The organism is Methyloceanibacter sp. (genome assembly GCF_050999895.1).
Taxonomy (GTDB): Bacteria; Pseudomonadota; Alphaproteobacteria; order Rhizobiales; family Methyloligellaceae; genus Methyloceanibacter.
Map to the genome: position 1 here is coordinate 1 of NZ_JBPCOU010000057.1, position 15,193 is coordinate 15,193.

Here is a 15,193-nt window from a genome sequence, read left to right on the forward strand (position 1 = left end):
GGTCAGGGCAGGGCGCAGTTCACGATGCAGTTCGACCACTACTCGCAAGTGCCGCAGGCGGTTGCGGAAGGGGTTCAAGACAAGTTTGCCTAGGTTAGCGGGGGTCCGTCCCCGGACTGCGGGCTGCTTTTTGTTGAAGGATGGAGAGCCAACATGGCAAAGGAAAAATTCCAGCGTAACAAGCCGCACTGCAACATCGGCACCATCGGTCACGTCGATCACGGCAAGACGTCGCTGACGGCCGCGATCACGAAGGTGTTGGCCGAGAAGGGTGGAGCGCAATTCACGGCCTATGACGAGATCGACAAGGCGCCGGAAGAGAAGGCGCGCGGCATCACCATCTCCACCGCTCATGTGGAGTACGAGACCGACAAGCGGCATTACGCCCACGTCGATTGTCCCGGCCACGCCGACTATGTGAAGAACATGATCACCGGCGCGGCGCAGATGGATGGCGCCATTCTCGTGGTCTCCGCTGCCGACGGCCCGATGCCCCAGACTCGCGAGCACATTCTTCTCGCCCGTCAGGTCGGTGTGCCGGCGCTCGTGGTCTATCTGAACAAGGTCGACATGGTCGACGATCCCGAGCTGCTCGACCTGGTCGAGCTCGAGGTTCGCGAGCTGCTGTCGAAATACGAGTATCCGGGCGAAGAGATCCCGATCGTCAAGGGCTCTGCACTTGCGGTGCTCGAAGGCAAGGACCCCGAGATCGGTGCGAATTCGATCACGGCGCTGATGGAGGCTGTCGACTCCTACATTCCCCAGCCCGATCGTCCGAAGGACAAGCCGTTCCTGATGCCGATCGAAGACGTGTTCTCGATCTCCGGCCGCGGTACCGTGGTTACCGGGCGTATCGAGCGCGGCGTGGTCAAGGTCGGCGAGGAAGTCGAGATCGTCGGCATCAAGCCGACCACCAAGACGGTCGTTACCGGCGTCGAGATGTTCCGCAAGCTGCTCGATCAAGGCGAGGCTGGCGACAATGTCGGTTGCCTGTTGCGCGGCGTGGATCGTGAAGGCGTCGAGCGCGGTCAGGTGCTGTGCAAGCCGGGTTCGGTCAAGCCGCACACCAAGTTCAAGGCCGAGGCCTACATCCTCACCAAGGAGGAAGGCGGACGCCATACGCCGTTCTTCAACAACTACCGGCCGCAGTTCTACTTCCGCACGACGGACGTGACGGGTGTGGTGCAGCTGCCGGAAGGCACCGAGATGGTCATGCCGGGCGATAACGTCGCCATGGAAGTGACGCTGATCGTGCCGATCGCCATGGAAGAGAAGCTGCGCTTCGCCATTCGCGAAGGCGGCCGTACGGTCGGCGCCGGCGTCGTAGCGTCGATCATCGAGTAGCGGGAAAGAAGCGAGGGGCGCGTCGCACAAGCGGCGCGCTCTTCAATTTGAGGCATCGAGATGCAAAGCCAAAATATAAGAATCAGGCTTAAGGCGTTCGACCATCGCATTCTCGATGCGTCGACGAAGGAAATCGTGAACACGGCGAAACGCACTGGTGCGGAGGTTCGCGGTCCCATCCCGTTGCCGACCCGTATCGAGAAGTTCACCGTGAACCGGTCGCCACATATCGACAAGAAGAGCCGTGAGCAGTTCGAGATGCGTACGCATAAGCGGCTTCTCGACATTGTCGATCCCACGCCGCAGACGGTCGATGCGCTGATGAAACTCGACCTGGCAGCCGGTGTCGACGTTGAGATCAAGCTCTAGGCCCTAGAGACGAGCAAGGAAGAAACACCGATGCGATCAGGTGTCATCGCACAAAAGGTCGGTATGACCAGGATCTTCACCGATGCCGGAGAGCACATCCCGGTGACGGTGCTTCGCCTCGACAACTGTCAGATTGTCGGGCAGCGCACCGAGGAGAAGAACGGCTATACCGCACTCCAGCTCGGCGTCGGCACGCCGAAGGTGAATCGGCTGTCGCGCGCGGCGCGCGGCGGGTTCGCCGTGGCGAAGGTCGAGCCGAAGCGCAAGCTCGCTGAATTTCGTGTGAGCCCCGACAACCTCATCGATGTGGGCGCGCAGATTACCGCCGACCATTTCGTCGAGGGACAATATGTCGACGTCTCCGGCACGACGATCGGCAAGGGTTTCGCCGGCGCAATGAAGCGGCACGGGTTTCACGGGTTGCGCGCCAGTCATGGCGTTTCGGTCAGCCACCGTAGTCACGGCTCGACCGGTCACAGCCAGGACCCGGGCAAGGTGTTCAAGGGCAAGAAGATGGCCGGCCATATGGGCCACACTAATGTCACCACGCAGAATTTGCGCGTGGTGAAGACCGATCCCGAGCGGGGACTGATCATGATCCGCGGTGCGGTCCCCGGCGCCAAAGGCGGCTGGGTCATGCTGTCCGATGCGGTTAAGCGGTCGCTGCCCGAGAATGCGCCGAAGCCCGGCGCCTTCCGCAAGGTCGGCGGCGAGGAGCAGAAAGACGCTGCCGCAACGAAGGCAGAGGATGCGGTCGTGATGGAGCAGGGCGCGGATGTTGCGACCGAGCCGTCGCCGCAGACAGAGGGCGGGAGCGAAAGCTGATGCAGTTAGACGTCACCACCCTCGACGCCAAGAAGGCGGGCACGATCGAGCTGCCGGACGAGGTGTTCGGGCTCGAGCCGCGTGCCGACATTCTACAACGCATGGTGCGCTATCAGCTCGCCAAGCGGCGCGCCGGCACCGTTTCGGTCAAGGGCCGCGCCGAGATCAACTACACGGGCGCCAAGCTCTACCGCCAGAAGGGCACCGGCCGCGCGCGGCATGGCAGCCGCCGGGCGAATCTGTTCAGAGGCGGCGGCCGGTCGTTCGGTCCAAAGCCGCGCGACCATTCCATCGACCTGCCGAAGAAGGTGCGGGCGCTGGCTTTGAAGCACGCGCTCTCGTCCAAGGTGAAGTCGGAGGCGCTGGTCGTGCTCGACTCTTGCGAGTTGAAGGACGGCAAGACGAAGGAATTGAAGACGCGCTTTTCGAAGCTCGGCTTCGTCTCGGTTCTGATCGTCGACGGCGCGAATTTGCAAGACGGGTTCGCGCGCGCGGCGCGGAACCTGCCACGGGTCGACGTGCTGCCGGTGCAAGGCATAAACGTCTACGACATTTTGCGGCACGACAAGCTCGTGCTGACGCGGGCGGCGCTCGCGGCCCTTGAGGAGCGTTTCAAATGAGCGCGCTGTCCGCATACGACGTCATCGTCGCGCCGGTCATCACCGAGAAGTCGACGTCGGCGTCCGAGTTCAATCAGGTGGTGTTCAAGGTGCGCCGCGACGCCACCAAGCCGCAGATCAAGAAGGCCATCGAGCAGCTCTTCGGCGTGACGGTGGTCGCGGTGAACACGCTCACCCGCAAGGGCAAGACGAAGCAGTTTCGCGGCATCAGGGGCCGGCAGCAGGACGTCAAGAAGGCCATTGTTCGCCTCGCCGAGGGCGACAAGATCGACGTGACGACGAGGATTTAGCGTTATGGCTTTGAAGACATACAACCCCACGACGCCGAGCCAGCGCGAGCTGGTGCTCGTCGATCGTAGCCATTTGTGGAAGGGCAAGCCCGTCAAGGCCTTGACCGAGGGCTTGTCGAAGAGCGGCGGCCGCAACAATCAGGGCCGCGTGTCGATCTGGCATCGTGGCGGCGGGCACAAGCGCAGCTACCGCATCGTGGACTTCAAGCGCGTCAAGCGTGGCATGCCTGCCGTTGTCGAGCGGCTCGAATACGATCCGAACCGCACGGCTTTCATCGCGCTCATCAAATATGAGGATGGCGAACTCGCCTACATCCTCGCGCCGCAGCGGCTTGCGCCCGGCGACACGGTGATCGCGGATGCCCGCGCCGACGTGAAACCCGGCAACGCGATGCCGCTCGCCAGCATGCCGATCGGCACCATCGTCCACAATGTGGAGATGAAGCAGGGCAAAGGCGGCCAGATCGCCCGCGCCGCGGGGACGTATGTGCAGCTCGTCGGCCGCGACGCCGGTTACGCAATTCTGCGCCTGAATTCCGGCGAGACGCGCATGGTGCCCGCGGAGTGCATGGCGACCGTCGGGGCGGTGTCCAACCCGGACAACTCCAACGTCAATCTCGGCAAGGCCGGACGCTCGCGCTGGAAGGGCCGCAAGCCCGTCGTGCGCGGCGTGGCCATGAACCCTGTCGATCATCCGCATGGCGGCGGCGAGGGCCGTACCTCCGGTGGCCGGCATCCCGTGACGCCTTGGGGCAAGTCGACCAAGGGCAAGCGCACGCGGCATAACCGGGCCAGCGACAAATTCATCCTGCGCAGCAGGCATCAGAAGAAGAAGGGTTAAGCGCCGTGACACGCTCGGTATGGAAGGGTCCGTTCGTCGACGGATATCTGTTGAAGAAGGCGGAGAAGGCGCGCGGAAGCGGGACCAACGCCATCATCAAGATGTGGTCGCGCCGGTCGACGATTTTGCCGCAATTCGTTGGGCTCACTTTCGGCGTCCATAACGGCCACAAGCACATCCCGGTGCTCGTCACCGAGGACATGGTTGGACACAAGTTCGGAGAATTCTCGCCGACGCGGACATTTTACGGCCATGCCGCCGACCGCAAGGCGAAGAGGGCGAAGGCTTAAATGGGCAAGGCCAAGCGAGAGCGCACGCTCAAGGAAAACGAGGCGCGAGCCGTCACGCGGAACATCCGCGTGAGCCCGCAGAAGCTGAACCTGGTCGCGCAACTTATCCGCGGCAAGAAGGTCGATCGCGCGCTCGCGGACCTGACCTTCTCGCGCAAGCGCATCGCCCAGGACGTGAAGAAGACGCTGGAATCGGCAATCGCCAATGCCGAGAACAACCACGACCTCGACGTGGACGCTCTCGTCGTCTCCGAGGCCTATGTGGGCAAGAATTTGGTGATGAAGCGCATGCGCCCGCGCGCGCGGGGCCGCGGCGCCCGCATCGAGAAACCGTTTTCGCAGATGACCGTCATCCTGCGCCAGACTGAGGAACCCGCTTAATGGGACAGAAGGTCAATCCGATCGGGCTTCGGCTCGGGGTGAACCGTACCTGGAATTCGCGCTGGTTCGCGTCCCGGGGTGAGTATGCACGGCTGCTGCATGAAGACTTGAAGATGCGCAATCACATCCTCACGTCGCGCAAGCAGGCGGGCATCTCCAAAGTGGTCATCGAGCGCCCGCACAAGAAGTGCCGGGTGACGGTGCATACCGCGCGGCCGGGCATCCTGATCGGCAAGAAGGGCGCCGACATCGAGAAGCTGCGGCGCGAGCTTGCCGGCTTCACCGACTCTGAGGTGCATCTCAACATCGTCGAGGTGCGCAAGCCCGAAGTCGACGCCACGCTCGTCGCCGATGGCATCGCGCAGCAGCTCGAGCGCCGGGTCGCTTTCCGCCGGGCCATGAAGCGCGCCGTGCAGTCGGCCATGCGCATGGGCGCGCTCGGCATCCGTATCAATTGCAGCGGCCGCCTGGGCGGGGCGGAAATCGCGCGCATGGAATGGTATCGCGAAGGGCGCGTGCCGTTGCACACGCTGCGCGCCGACATCGATTACGGCATCGCGCTTGGCCGCACGGCGTACGGCATCATCGGCATCAAGGTTTGGATCTTCAAGGGCGAGATCATGGAGCACGATCCCATGGCCCAGGAGACCCGCGCCATGGAGGCTCAGGACTCTGGCCGTTCGACCGGCCGGCGTGAGTCTTCTTCGGCTCCGGCTTAGTTTCGAGAGGAAAGTTCAGCGTCATGCTGCAACCGAAACGCACGAAATTCCGCAAGGCCCATAAAGGCCGCATCAAGGGCGAAGCCTCGAGCGGCGTCACCTTGAGCTTCGGCACCTTCGGGCTGAAGGCGCAGGAGCCTGCGCGCATCACCGCGCGGCAGATCGAGGCGGCGCGGCGGGCGATGACGCGGCAGATGAAGCGCGCGGGCCGCGTTTGGATCCGGATATTCCCCGACATTCCGGTGTCGAAGAAGCCGACTGAGGTGCGCATGGGTAAAGGCAAGGGCACGCCCGAGTTCTGGGTGGCCCGGGTGAAGCCCGGCCGCATCATGTTTGAGATCGATGGCGTTGGCGATGCGGTTGCGCGCGAGGCGCTGCGGCTCGCTGCCGCCAAGCTGCCCATCAAGACGCGCGTCGTCGCGCGCATCGGTGAAGTTTAGGACGGAACGAAGGCCATGAAACCCGCTCAAGTGCACGGCATGACCGTCGATCAGCTCGATGACGAACTCGTCAAGCTGAAAAAGGAACAGTTCAATCTGCGCTTCCAGGCGGCCTCGGGCCAGCTGGAGAACACGGCGCGGGTGCGGCAGGTTCGCCGCGATATTGCGCGTGTCCGGACCGTTGCGCGAAAGAAGCGTGCGCCGGAAGCCAAGGCATAAGGACGAAGATAATGCCGAAACGAATTTTGCAAGGGGTCGTGGTCAGTGACAAGAACGAGAAGACCGTCGTGGTCAGCGTCGAGCGGCGCTTCACGCACCCTCTGCTGCAGAAAACCGTGCGCCGGAGCAAGCACTATCAGGCTCACGACGAGCGGAACGAATACAAGGTCGGCGACATCGTCAAGATCGAGGAATGCGCGCCGGTATCGAAGCACAAGCGCTGGACCGTTCTCGCGCGCGAGCGGGCGGCGACATAAAGCCGGAATTCCGGATAGAGGCGAATGCCATGATTCAGATGCAAACCAATCTCGACGTCGCCGACAACTCCGGTGCCCGCCGCGTGCAATGCATCAAGGTGCTTGGCGGCTCAAAGCGAAAATATGCCTCCATCGGCGACACCATCGTGGTGAGCGTCAAGGAGGCGATCCCGCGCGGCCGCGTCAAGAAGGGCCAGGTGATGAAGGCGGTTGTCGTGCGCACGGCCAAGGGTGTGCGCCGGCAGGATGGCTCGATCATCCGTTTCGACCGCAATGCGGCGGTGCTGGTGAACCCGCAAGGCGAGCCGGTTGGCACGCGTATCTTCGGACCGGTGACGCGTGAGCTTAGGGCGAAGAAGCACATGAAGATCGTGTCGCTCGCGCCGGAGGTGCTTTGATGCCGAAGGTGAAGATCAGGAAGGGCGATCACGTCGTGGTGATCACCGGCAAGGATAAGGGCAAGCGCGGCGAAGTGCTGAAGGTGCTGCCGGCGGACAACCGCGCCATCGTCAAGGGCGTGGCCATGGTGCGCCGCCACCAGAAGCAGACCGCAACGCAGGACGGCGGCATCGTCTCCAAGGAAGCGGCTGTGAATATTTCGAATATCGCGATTGAGGATCCCAAGGACGGGAAGCCCACGCGGGTCGGCTACAAGTTTCTGAAGGACGGGCGCAAGGTGCGGTTTGCGAAGCGCTCGGGTGAGGTGATCGATGGCTGAGGAAAAAACCTACATTCCGCGGCTCAAGCAGCAATATCAGGATGAGATCTGCGCCGAGCTTACCAAGACATTCGGCTACGCCAACCCGATGCAGGTGCCGCGGCTCGACAAGGTCGTGCTCAATATGGGCGTGGGCGAAGGCGTCGGCGATGCAAAGAAGGTGACGGCGGCGGCCGGCGATCTCGCCCGTATTGCGGGCCAGCGTCCCGTGATCACCAAGGCGCGGCAGTCGATTGCCGGCTTCAAGTTGCGCGAAGGCATGCCCGTCGGCGCCAAGGTCACCTTGCGCAAGAACCGCATGTACGAGTTCGTCGACAGGCTCATCACGATCGCTCTGCCGCGGGTGCGCGACTTTCGTGGGCTGAACCCGAAGAGCTTCGATGGGCGCGGTAATTTTACGCTCGGTCTGAAAGAGCACATCATCTTTCCCGAGATCGACTACGACAAGGTCGAGGACGTTCTCGGCATGGACATCATCGTGTGCACGACGGCGGCGAACGACGAAGAAGCCCGCGCGCTGCTGCAAGGCTTGAATTTTCCCTTCCGTAGCTAACGGCGCGGTTCGGGACAGGAGGACGGAATGGCAAAGACCAGCATGGTGGAGCGCAACAACAAGCGGCGCGACCTCGTGAAGAAATACAAGACGAAGCGCACACGGCTGAAGGCGGTTGCCGCCGATCGCAATCTGCCGGCCGAAGAGCGCTTTGCCGCCAGGCTCCGTCTCGCGGAGCTTCCGCGCAACTCTTCGCAAACGCGAGTTCGCAATCGCTGCGAACTTACGGGGCGTCCCCGTGGCTATTACCGCAAGCTCAAGATGTCGCGTATCGCGCTCCGGGAGCTTGGAAGCCAAGGACTAATTCCCGGCATGGTCAAGTCGAGCTGGTAAGGACGACGAATGAGCATCAATGATCCAATCGGTGACATGATCACCCGCATCCGCAACGCGCAGATGCGTTACAAGACGAAGGTGACGACGCCCGCGTCGACGCTGCGCGCGCGCGTGCTCGACGTGCTGGCGGAAGAGGGCTATATCCGTGGCTACGCCCAAGTCGACTATGACGGTGGCCGTTCCGAGCTTGAGATCGAGCTCAAATATTTCGACGGCGAGCCCGTCATCAAGGACATTAAGCGGGTGTCGACGCCGGGACGGCGTGTTTACTCCTCGGTGAGGGACCTGCCCACCGTTGCCAACGGGCTTGGCGTCGCTATTCTTTCGACGCCGAAGGGCGTCATGTCGGATTCCCGCGCGCGCACCGAGAATGTGGGCGGCGAGATCCTCTGCAACGTATTTTAGGCTTGAGCGAAGGCTGAACCATGTCCCGTATCGGCAAAAAGCCCGTGACTGTCCCTGGCGGCGTGACCGCGACGGTCGACGGCCAAGAGGTCAAGGTCAAAGGGCCGAAAGGCGAGCTCCGTCACGTGCTCGTCGAAGAGGTCATGGCCAAGCTCGAGAATGGCGGGATCGAAGTCGCCATGCGCGAGGATACCAAGCGGGCGCGCGCCATGTGGGGCATGTCGCGCACGCTGGTCGCCAATCTCGTCACCGGCGTGACGGACGGCTTCATCAAGCGTCTGGAAATCACCGGCGTCGGCTATCGTGCCGCGGTGGTGGGCCCGAACCTACAGCTGCAGCTTGGCTACAGCCACGACATCCAGTATCCCATTCCGTCGGACATTCAGGTGCAGTGTCCCAAGCCCACCGAGATCATCATCAGTGGCATCAACAAGCAGAAGGTCGGCCAAGTGGCCGCCGAGATCCGGCGCCACAGGCCGCCCGAGCCCTATAAGGGCAAAGGCGTGAGATATGCGGGCGAGTTCATCCTCCGCAAAGAAGGCAAGAAGAAGTAGCGGGACTGAAATTATGAGCGCGATGAACCAGAGCTTTGTGCGGCGTTCGCGCCGGGTTCGCCACCGGTTGAAGAAGGCGGCCAACGACCGTGCGCGGCTGTCGGTGTTCCGTTCGTCCAAGCATATTTATGCCCAGGTCATTGACGACCAGGGCGGCAAGACGCTGGCGGCGGCATCGAGCCTTGACAAGGAACTGCGCGGCGCGCTGCCGAAGGGATGCGACATCGCCGCGGCGCAAGCCGTTGGCAAGCTCGTGGCCGAGCGCGCGGTGACGGCCGGGGTCAAGGATGTGGTCTTTGATCGCGGCGGCTATATCTATCATGGGCGCGTTAAGGCGCTTGCAGACGCTGCCCGCGAAGCGGGACTCAATTTCTAGGACTCGGGAAAGGATTCCACGTGGCAAGAGGCCAGCAAAGTAGAGGCCATCAAGGACGCGACCGCGAGGATCGTGACAGCGAGTTCGTCGACAAGCTCGTTCACATCAACCGCGTGGCGAAGGTGGTCAAGGGCGGCCGGCGCTTCGGCTTCGCCGCTCTCGTCGTCGTCGGCGATCAGAAGGGCCGCGTCGGCTTCGGTCATGGCAAGGCGCGCGAGGTGCCCGAGGCCATCCGTAAGGCCACCGAGTCCGCCAAGCGCGGTCTGGTCAAGGTACCGCTACGCGAGGGCCGCACGTTGCATCACGACGTTGCCGGCCGTCATGGCGCGGGCCGCGTCGTGCTGCGTGCCGCTCCTCCGGGCACCGGCATCATTGCCGGCGGCCCCATGCGCGCCGTATTCGAGACCTTAGGGATCCAGGACGTCGTGGCGAAGTCGCTTGGAAGCTCAAACCCGTACAATATGATCCGGGCGACCTTCGATGCGCTGAAGCATGAAGACAGCCCGCGGGGCGTGGCAGCGCGGCGCGGTAAGAAGGTGAGCGAGATCGTCTCCCGCCGCAGAGATCAGGCCGGCGACGCCGTCGCGGCCGAAGTCTAGGCCCTAGCGATCAAGGTAAAAGAGATGGCTGACACATCCGCAAAGAAAACGATCGTCGTGGAGCAGATCGGAAGTCCGATCCGGCGCCCGTCGAGCCAGCGCGCGACGCTGATCGGCCTCGGTCTCAACAAGATGCATAAGCGCCGGACGCTGATCGATACGCCGCAGGTGCGCGGCATGGTCGCGAAGATCAGCCATCTCGTGCGTATTGTCGATGATAAGGCGAAGGCCTGAGGACTTTCCCATGCGATTGAACGAACTGCGCGATATGCCGGGCGCCCTGAAGCCCAAAAAGCGTTTGGGCCGCGGTGTCGGCTCCGGCCTTGGCAAGACGTCGGGCCGCGGCGTGAAGGGTCAAAAGGCCCGCTCCGGCGTCGCCATCAAGGGCTTCGAGGGCGGCCAGATGCCGCTGCATCGGCGGTTGCCGAAGCGCGGCTTCAACAATATTTTTGCCAAGCGCTTCAATGTCGTGAATCTCGGCAAGGTGCAGACCGCGATCGAGGACGGCCGTCTCGACGGCAAGGCCCCGATCACGGTGGAAGCGCTGCGCGCGGCCGGTCTGATCCGGCGCTCGCGCGACGGCGTGCGGCTGCTCGGTCACGGCGAGATCAAGGGCAAGCTTGTCTTCGAAGTGACGGGCGCGTCGGGTAGTGCCGTCAAGGCGGTGGAAGCCGCCGGCGGCACGGTGACGGTGACGGCGATGCCGAAATCGATCGCCAAGGCGGAAGGCGAGGGCAAGCCTGAAAAGCGCAAAGAGAATAAGAAGCCCGGACGCGCACGCGCGGCAGCCGAGCCCGGCGAAAAGACCGCGAAGCCGAAGCGCGAGGCCAAGAAGGCCGGCGGAGCCAAGAAGCCGCGATCAAAGCCGGCGACGAAGGAAGATTCCGAGTGACATCTGGCGGCTAACCGCCACCGCACCTCGACAAAGGGAAGACGCGCCGCATGGTTTCCGCCGCCGAACAGCTCGTTTCCAATTTGAATTTCGCGGCCTTTGCCAAGGCCGACGAGCTCAAAAAGCGCATCTGGTTTACGCTCGGCGCGCTCCTGATCTACCGGCTCGGCACCTATATCCCGATCCCGGGCATCAATCCGCAGGCCCTTGCCGACGTTTTCCGGCAGAGCCAAGGCGGCATTCTCGGCATGTTCAACATGTTTTCGGGCGGCGCGGTCGAGCGCATGGCGATCTTCGCCCTCAACATCATGCCGTATATCTCGGCCTCGATCATCATTCAGCTTTTGACCACGGTGTCTCCGCATCTGGAGCAGCTGAAGAAAGAGGGCGAGCAGGGACGCCGACAGATCAACCAATATACGCGGTACGGCACGGTGTTTCTGGCGGCGCTGCAAGGCTACGGCATCGCCGTCGGGCTTGAAGGCGCCGGCAATATCGTCACCGATCCGGGCTGGTTCTTCCGCATCACCACGGTCATCACGCTGGTCGGCGGCACCGTGTTCCTGATGTGGCTCGGCGAGCAGATCACCGCGCGTGGCGTCGGCAACGGCATTTCGCTCATCATTTTCGCCGGTATCGTCGCGCAATTGCCGCATGCTGTGATCGGCACGCTTCAGCTGGGCGAACAGGGCGCACTATCGACGACGCTCATGCTCCTGCTGTTCGTGATGGTCTTCGTCGTCATCGCTGTCATCGTGTTCATGGAGAGGGCGCAGCGGCGATTGCTCGTGCAATATCCAAAGCGACAGGTCGGCAACAAGCAGTTTCAGGGCGATGCCTCGCATCTGCCGCTGAAGCTGAACAGCGCGGGCGTCATCCCGCCGATCTTCGCATCCTCGCTGCTGTTACTGCCGATCACGGTCGCGAATTTTTCCGCCGGCCAGGGCCCGGAATGGCTCAATACGATCACGGCGATGCTCGGCCGCGGCGCGCCGCTGCATGTGCTGCTGTACGTGTCGCTCATCATCTTCTTCGCGTTCTTCTATACGGCCATCGTCTTCAATCCGAAGGACACCGCCGAGAATCTGAAAAAGTATGGCGGGTTCATTCCAGGCATCAGGCCGGGTGAGCGCACGGCAGAATATATCGACTATGTGCTGACCAGGATCACGGTCGCCGGCGCCATCTATCTGGCCGCGGTCTGCGTGCTGCCGGAAATTCTGATCGCCTATGCCGGCGTGCCGTTTTATTTCGGCGGCACCTCGCTCCTGATTGTGGTCAGCGTCACCATGGATACCGTCGCCCAGATTCAGAGCCATCTCCTCGCGCACCAATATGAAGGTCTGATCAAGCGATCGCGTCTCAGAGGAGCGCGACGCCGATGAACCTGGTCCTGCTCGGCCCGCCCGGCGCCGGCAAAGGAACCCAGGCCAAGCTGCTCGAGGACCGCCGGTCGCTGGTGAAGCTTTCCACCGGAGACATGCTCAGGGCTGCGGTCGCGGCCGGATCGGAGCTTGGGCGCCAAGCCGGCGATATCATGGAGCGCGGCGAGCTTGTGCCCGACGCTCTCGTCATCGGGCTCATCGCCGAGCGCGTGGACGAAGATGACGGCGGCAACGGCTTCATCCTCGACGGCTTCCCCCGCACCATCGCGCAGGCCGAGGCGCTCGACCGCCTCCTGGCGGATCGCGGCCAGAAGGTCGATGCGGTCGTGGTGATGCGGGTCAACGACGATGCTCTGGTCGACCGAATCACCGGCCGCTACACCTGTGCGCGTTGCGGGGAGGGTTATCACGAGGCCTTCAAGACGCCGAAAGTGCCCGGGGTCTGCGATCGTTGCGGCGGCACAGAGTTTGCGCGCCGGCCCGACGATAAGGAGGAAGTCGTGCGCTCCAGGCTCAAGGCTTACCACGCCCAAACCGAGCCTCTGATCGATTATTACGAACGCCAGGAGAAGCTGAAATCGGTGGATGGCATGGCCGAAATCGGGGCCGTCCAGGAGGAAATTGACCGGGCCCTCGACGCGGCCTAGCGTCAAAACCTGAAGACTCGGCATCTGTCCCCAGTTGACCTTGTCAAGCGGAATCGCTAGATAAGGCGTCGTGCATTGCCGTGCCGACTGACCGTTCCCGGGGGGTGAAGGCCTTTCCGTGGTCGGTTTCGCTGTGCTCCATTTAGTTAAATAGCTCAATTTCCGCGCATCAGCATGCACGAGGAGAAACTTCGTGGCTCGAATTGCAGGCGTCAATATCCCGACCAACAAGCGGGTCGAGGTCGCGCTGACCTATATCCACGGAATCGGCGACACTTTTGCGAAGCATATCTGCGCCAAGGTCAACATTCCGACTGAGCGGCGCGTCAGCCAGCTCACGGAATCGGAGATCATCCAGATCCGCGAAACCATCGACCGCGATTACATGGTCGAGGGCGATCTCAGGCGCGATGTCGCCATGAACATCAAGCGGCTCATGGATCTTGGGTGTTACCGTGGCCTGCGGCATCGCCGTGGCTTGCCGGTGCACGGCCAGCGCACCCACACCAATGCGCGCACGCGCAAAGGCCCCGCCAAGCCCATCGCCGGCAAGAAGAAGTAGAAACGCGCATTGACGGCGAGGCATCGCGTCGCCGGCGCTATTTTGTGAAGCAGGATCCAGAGCATGGCCAAGGACAAAACGCGGGTTCGTCGCCGCGAGAAAAAGAACATCACCTCGGGCGTCGCCCATGTGCAGGCGAGCTTCAACAACACGATGATCACCATCACCGACGCGCAGGGCAACACCATCTCCTGGTCTTCCGCCGGCGCCATGGGTTTCAAGGGCTCGCGCAAGTCCACGCCTTATGCGGCGCAGGTCGCGGCCGAAGATGCCGGCAAGAAGGCGATGGAGCACGGCATGAAGAACATCGAAATCGAAGTTAGAGGGCCGGGCTCGGGACGCGAGTCGGCGCTCAGGGCGCTCCAGGCCGCCGGCTTCAATGTCATCTCGATCCGCGACGTCACGCCGATCGCTCATAATGGTTGCCGGCCCCGCAAGCGCCGGCGCGTTTAAAGGATCGGCCAATACATGTTGCACACCGACACTCGCAAGCTGGGCCAGGCGGCCCCGCTACAGTCAGAGGAAAGGGCCCCCCAGGTGCTCCAGAAGAACTGGCAAGACCTCATCAAGCCGACCAAGCTGAACATCGCCGCCGGCCGCGATCCGGCGCGCTTCGCCACGGTCGTCGCCGAGCCGCTGGAGCGCGGCTTCGGGCTGACGCTCGGCAACGCGCTGCGCCGCATCCTGCTGTCGTCGCTGCAAGGCGCCGCCATCACCTCGGTGCATATCGACGGCGTGCTCCATGAGTTCTCCTCGATTCCCGGCGTGCGGGAAGACGTCACCAACATCGTGCTTAACATCAAGGAGATCGCGCTCCGTCAGCATGCCGAGGGCGTCAAGCGCATGGTGCTCAAGAAAGAGGGCCCCGGTGTCGCCACGGCCGGCGATATCGAGACCAGCGCCGATATCGAGATTCTCAATCCGGATCATGTGATCTGCACCCTCGACCAGGGCGCCTCGATCCGCATGGAGTTCACCACCGCCACGGGCAAGGGCTATGTCCCGGCCGAGCGCAATCGTCCGGACGATGCGCCGATCGGCTACATCCCCGTGGATTCGCTCTATAGCCCCGTGCGCAAGGTGTCCTACCGCGTCGAGAACACCCGCGAGGGCCAGATCCTCGATTACGACAAGCTCACCGTCTTCATCGAGACCGACGGTTCGGTTCGTCCCGAGGACACCGTGGCTCTCGCCGCGCGCATCCTCCAGGATCAGCTGTCGGTGTTCGTGAACTTCGAGGAGCCCAAGAAGGAAACCACCTTCGAGCAGCAGCCGGAGCTCGCCTTTAACGCGGCGCTGCTGAAGAAGGTCGACGAGCTCGAATTGTCGGTGCGTTCGGCCAACTGCCTCAAAAACGATAACATCGTCTATATCGGCGACCTCATTCAGAAGAGCGAGGCCGAGATGCTGCGCACGCCAAATTTCGGGCGCAAGTCGCTGAATGAGATCAAGGAAGTTCTCGCCTCGATGGGCCTGCATCTTGGGATGGAAGCCCCGGATTGGCCGCCGGAAAATATCGAAGAGCTGGCCAAGCGCTTCGAGGATCATTACTAGGCCGCGTCGCCGGCAGC

At 62.7% G+C, this 15,193-nt stretch carries 26 protein-coding genes and 1 pseudogene; all 27 read left to right on the plus strand.

Translation table 11 applies throughout. The features are described 5' to 3' along the window. Positions 1–153: 153 nt before the first annotated feature. Entirely contained in the window at positions 154–1,344 is a 1,191-nt protein-coding gene (gene tuf, locus ACR2J1_RS05910; protein ID WP_434018413.1) for an elongation factor Tu, read from the plus strand. A 60-nt stretch (positions 1,345–1,404) separates the two neighbouring features. After that, positions 1,405–1,713: a 30S ribosomal protein S10 gene (rpsJ, locus tag ACR2J1_RS05915; RefSeq protein ID WP_069438070.1), complete on the plus strand. Its 309-nt coding sequence runs from the start codon at positions 1,405–1,407 to the stop codon at positions 1,711–1,713. A gap of 30 nt (positions 1,714–1,743) precedes the next feature. Beyond that, complete coding sequence (gene rplC / locus ACR2J1_RS05920; protein WP_434018414.1) at positions 1,744–2,538, plus strand: 50S ribosomal protein L3; 795 nt, start codon at positions 1,744–1,746, stop codon at positions 2,536–2,538. After that, positions 2,538–3,158 carry a 50S ribosomal protein L4 gene (gene rplD, locus ACR2J1_RS05925; RefSeq protein WP_434018415.1) on the plus strand — a complete coding sequence of 207 codons (621 nt, stop codon included), beginning with the start codon at positions 2,538–2,540 and terminating at the stop codon, positions 3,156–3,158. Before rplC ends, rplD begins: the two co-directional genes overlap by 1 nt. After that, positions 3,155–3,448 carry a 50S ribosomal protein L23 gene (locus ACR2J1_RS05930; protein ID WP_434018416.1) on the plus strand — a complete coding sequence of 98 codons (294 nt, stop codon included), beginning with the start codon at positions 3,155–3,157 and terminating at the stop codon, positions 3,446–3,448. The genes rplD and ACR2J1_RS05930 overlap by 4 nt, the downstream gene beginning before the upstream one ends. Before the next feature lie 4 nt (positions 3,449–3,452). Then, positions 3,453–4,289 carry a 50S ribosomal protein L2 gene (rplB, locus tag ACR2J1_RS05935; RefSeq protein ID WP_434018417.1) on the plus strand — a complete coding sequence of 279 codons (837 nt, stop codon included), beginning with the start codon at positions 3,453–3,455 and terminating at the stop codon, positions 4,287–4,289. Between the two features lie 5 nt (positions 4,290–4,294). Continuing rightward, complete coding sequence (gene rpsS, locus ACR2J1_RS05940; RefSeq protein ID WP_434018418.1) at positions 4,295–4,579, plus strand: 30S ribosomal protein S19; 285 nt, start codon at positions 4,295–4,297, stop codon at positions 4,577–4,579. Further along, on the plus strand, positions 4,580–4,960 hold the full coding sequence (gene rplV, locus ACR2J1_RS05945; RefSeq protein ID WP_434018419.1) for a 50S ribosomal protein L22: 381 nt from the start codon (positions 4,580–4,582) through the stop codon (positions 4,958–4,960). It abuts the gene before it with no gap. Next, the gene (gene rpsC, locus ACR2J1_RS05950; protein ID WP_434018420.1) at positions 4,960–5,679 is read left to right on the plus strand and encodes a 30S ribosomal protein S3; all 720 of its coding nucleotides are present in this window, start codon (positions 4,960–4,962) and stop codon (positions 5,677–5,679) included. Before rplV ends, rpsC begins: the two co-directional genes overlap by 1 nt. A gap of 23 nt (positions 5,680–5,702) precedes the next feature. Then, the gene (gene rplP / locus ACR2J1_RS05955) at positions 5,703–6,119 is read left to right on the plus strand and encodes a 50S ribosomal protein L16 (protein WP_434018421.1); all 417 of its coding nucleotides are present in this window, start codon (positions 5,703–5,705) and stop codon (positions 6,117–6,119) included. Positions 6,120–6,134: 15 nt separating this feature from the next. Next, positions 6,135–6,338, plus strand: a complete 204-nt coding sequence (gene rpmC, locus ACR2J1_RS05960) for a 50S ribosomal protein L29 (RefSeq protein ID WP_434018422.1) — start codon at positions 6,135–6,137, stop codon at positions 6,336–6,338. A gap of 11 nt (positions 6,339–6,349) precedes the next feature. Continuing rightward, positions 6,350–6,595, plus strand: coding sequence for a 30S ribosomal protein S17 (rpsQ, locus tag ACR2J1_RS05965; protein ID WP_434018423.1), 246 nt, complete (start codon positions 6,350–6,352; stop codon positions 6,593–6,595). Between the two features lie 29 nt (positions 6,596–6,624). Next, the gene (gene rplN, locus ACR2J1_RS05970; protein WP_434018424.1) at positions 6,625–6,993 is read left to right on the plus strand and encodes a 50S ribosomal protein L14; all 369 of its coding nucleotides are present in this window, start codon (positions 6,625–6,627) and stop codon (positions 6,991–6,993) included. Beyond that, positions 6,993–7,313 carry a 50S ribosomal protein L24 gene (gene rplX / locus ACR2J1_RS05975; protein WP_434018425.1) on the plus strand — a complete coding sequence of 107 codons (321 nt, stop codon included), beginning with the start codon at positions 6,993–6,995 and terminating at the stop codon, positions 7,311–7,313. The genes rplN and rplX overlap by 1 nt, the downstream gene beginning before the upstream one ends. Beyond that, positions 7,306–7,866: a 50S ribosomal protein L5 gene (gene rplE, locus ACR2J1_RS05980; RefSeq protein WP_434018426.1), complete on the plus strand. Its 561-nt coding sequence runs from the start codon at positions 7,306–7,308 to the stop codon at positions 7,864–7,866. The genes rplX and rplE overlap by 8 nt, the downstream gene beginning before the upstream one ends. A 27-nt stretch (positions 7,867–7,893) precedes the next feature. Then, entirely contained in the window at positions 7,894–8,199 is a 306-nt protein-coding gene (gene rpsN, locus ACR2J1_RS05985; RefSeq protein WP_434018427.1) for a 30S ribosomal protein S14, read from the plus strand. A gap of 9 nt (positions 8,200–8,208) precedes the next feature. Next, positions 8,209–8,607, plus strand: a complete 399-nt coding sequence (gene rpsH / locus ACR2J1_RS05990; RefSeq protein WP_434018428.1) for a 30S ribosomal protein S8 — start codon at positions 8,209–8,211, stop codon at positions 8,605–8,607. A 20-nt stretch (positions 8,608–8,627) separates the two neighbouring features. Further along, positions 8,628–9,161: a 50S ribosomal protein L6 gene (rplF, locus tag ACR2J1_RS05995; RefSeq protein ID WP_434018429.1), complete on the plus strand. Its 534-nt coding sequence runs from the start codon at positions 8,628–8,630 to the stop codon at positions 9,159–9,161. A 13-nt stretch (positions 9,162–9,174) separates the two neighbouring features. After that, on the plus strand, positions 9,175–9,537 hold the full coding sequence (gene rplR / locus ACR2J1_RS06000; protein ID WP_434018430.1) for a 50S ribosomal protein L18: 363 nt from the start codon (positions 9,175–9,177) through the stop codon (positions 9,535–9,537). A 20-nt stretch (positions 9,538–9,557) separates the two neighbouring features. Then, complete coding sequence (gene rpsE / locus ACR2J1_RS06005; RefSeq protein ID WP_434018431.1) at positions 9,558–10,136, plus strand: 30S ribosomal protein S5; 579 nt, start codon at positions 9,558–9,560, stop codon at positions 10,134–10,136. 24 nt (positions 10,137–10,160) lie between these two features. Then, complete coding sequence (rpmD, locus tag ACR2J1_RS06010; protein ID WP_434018432.1) at positions 10,161–10,370, plus strand: 50S ribosomal protein L30; 210 nt, start codon at positions 10,161–10,163, stop codon at positions 10,368–10,370. A gap of 10 nt (positions 10,371–10,380) precedes the next feature. Beyond that, a pseudogene (rplO, locus tag ACR2J1_RS06015) lies at positions 10,381–10,824 on the plus strand (50S ribosomal protein L15); the annotation flags it as partial. Positions 10,825–11,078: 254 nt separating this feature from the next. Then, on the plus strand, positions 11,079–12,413 hold the full coding sequence (secY, locus tag ACR2J1_RS06020; protein WP_434018433.1) for a preprotein translocase subunit SecY: 1,335 nt from the start codon (positions 11,079–11,081) through the stop codon (positions 12,411–12,413). After that, positions 12,410–13,060 (plus strand): adenylate kinase, encoded by a 651-nt coding sequence (locus ACR2J1_RS06025; protein ID WP_434018434.1) that lies wholly within the window; start codon positions 12,410–12,412, stop codon positions 13,058–13,060. Before secY ends, ACR2J1_RS06025 begins: the two co-directional genes overlap by 4 nt. A gap of 193 nt (positions 13,061–13,253) precedes the next feature. Next, complete coding sequence (gene rpsM, locus ACR2J1_RS06030; RefSeq protein WP_434018435.1) at positions 13,254–13,622, plus strand: 30S ribosomal protein S13; 369 nt, start codon at positions 13,254–13,256, stop codon at positions 13,620–13,622. Between the two features lie 63 nt (positions 13,623–13,685). Continuing rightward, positions 13,686–14,075 carry a 30S ribosomal protein S11 gene (gene rpsK / locus ACR2J1_RS06035; protein ID WP_434018436.1) on the plus strand — a complete coding sequence of 130 codons (390 nt, stop codon included), beginning with the start codon at positions 13,686–13,688 and terminating at the stop codon, positions 14,073–14,075. A gap of 84 nt (positions 14,076–14,159) precedes the next feature. Then, a complete protein-coding gene (locus ACR2J1_RS06040) occupies positions 14,160–15,176 on the plus strand; it encodes a DNA-directed RNA polymerase subunit alpha (RefSeq protein ID WP_434018437.1) in 1,017 nt (338 codons plus the stop codon). The last annotated feature ends 17 nt before the right edge of the window (positions 15,177–15,193 follow it).

What these genes read in the sequence shown, in the direction of transcription:
- rpsJ (WP_069438070.1), top strand. Translation starts at nt 1,405, where the DNA reads ATGCAAAGCCAAAATATAAGAATCAGGCTTAAGGCGTTCGACCATCGC.
- rplB (WP_434018417.1), top strand. Translation starts at nt 3,453, where the DNA reads ATGGCTTTGAAGACATACAACCCCACGACGCCGAGCCAGCGCGAGCTG.
- ACR2J1_RS05930 (WP_434018416.1), top strand. Translation starts at nt 3,155, where the DNA reads ATGAGCGCGCTGTCCGCATACGACGTCATCGTCGCGCCGGTCATCACC.
- rpmC (WP_434018422.1), top strand. Translation starts at nt 6,135, where the DNA reads ATGAAACCCGCTCAAGTGCACGGCATGACCGTCGATCAGCTCGATGAC.
- rplP (WP_434018421.1), top strand. Translation starts at nt 5,703, where the DNA reads ATGCTGCAACCGAAACGCACGAAATTCCGCAAGGCCCATAAAGGCCGC.
- tuf (WP_434018413.1), top strand. Translation starts at nt 154, where the DNA reads ATGGCAAAGGAAAAATTCCAGCGTAACAAGCCGCACTGCAACATCGGC.
- rpsH (WP_434018428.1), top strand. Translation starts at nt 8,209, where the DNA reads ATGAGCATCAATGATCCAATCGGTGACATGATCACCCGCATCCGCAAC.
- rpmD (WP_434018432.1), top strand. Translation starts at nt 10,161, where the DNA reads ATGGCTGACACATCCGCAAAGAAAACGATCGTCGTGGAGCAGATCGGA.
- rplC (WP_434018414.1), top strand. Translation starts at nt 1,744, where the DNA reads ATGCGATCAGGTGTCATCGCACAAAAGGTCGGTATGACCAGGATCTTC.
- rplR (WP_434018430.1), top strand. Translation starts at nt 9,175, where the DNA reads ATGAGCGCGATGAACCAGAGCTTTGTGCGGCGTTCGCGCCGGGTTCGC.
- rpsC (WP_434018420.1), top strand. Translation starts at nt 4,960, where the DNA reads ATGGGACAGAAGGTCAATCCGATCGGGCTTCGGCTCGGGGTGAACCGT.
- rplV (WP_434018419.1), top strand. Translation starts at nt 4,580, where the DNA reads ATGGGCAAGGCCAAGCGAGAGCGCACGCTCAAGGAAAACGAGGCGCGA.
- rplX (WP_434018425.1), top strand. Translation starts at nt 6,993, where the DNA reads ATGCCGAAGGTGAAGATCAGGAAGGGCGATCACGTCGTGGTGATCACC.
- rpsN (WP_434018427.1), top strand. Translation starts at nt 7,894, where the DNA reads ATGGCAAAGACCAGCATGGTGGAGCGCAACAACAAGCGGCGCGACCTC.
- ACR2J1_RS06025 (WP_434018434.1), top strand. Translation starts at nt 12,410, where the DNA reads ATGAACCTGGTCCTGCTCGGCCCGCCCGGCGCCGGCAAAGGAACCCAG.
- rpsQ (WP_434018423.1), top strand. Translation starts at nt 6,350, where the DNA reads ATGCCGAAACGAATTTTGCAAGGGGTCGTGGTCAGTGACAAGAACGAG.
- rplE (WP_434018426.1), top strand. Translation starts at nt 7,306, where the DNA reads ATGGCTGAGGAAAAAACCTACATTCCGCGGCTCAAGCAGCAATATCAG.
- rplF (WP_434018429.1), top strand. Translation starts at nt 8,628, where the DNA reads ATGTCCCGTATCGGCAAAAAGCCCGTGACTGTCCCTGGCGGCGTGACC.
- secY (WP_434018433.1), top strand. Translation starts at nt 11,079, where the DNA reads ATGGTTTCCGCCGCCGAACAGCTCGTTTCCAATTTGAATTTCGCGGCC.
- rplD (WP_434018415.1), top strand. Translation starts at nt 2,538, where the DNA reads ATGCAGTTAGACGTCACCACCCTCGACGCCAAGAAGGCGGGCACGATC.
- rplN (WP_434018424.1), top strand. Translation starts at nt 6,625, where the DNA reads ATGATTCAGATGCAAACCAATCTCGACGTCGCCGACAACTCCGGTGCC.
- rpsK (WP_434018436.1), top strand. Translation starts at nt 13,686, where the DNA reads ATGGCCAAGGACAAAACGCGGGTTCGTCGCCGCGAGAAAAAGAACATC.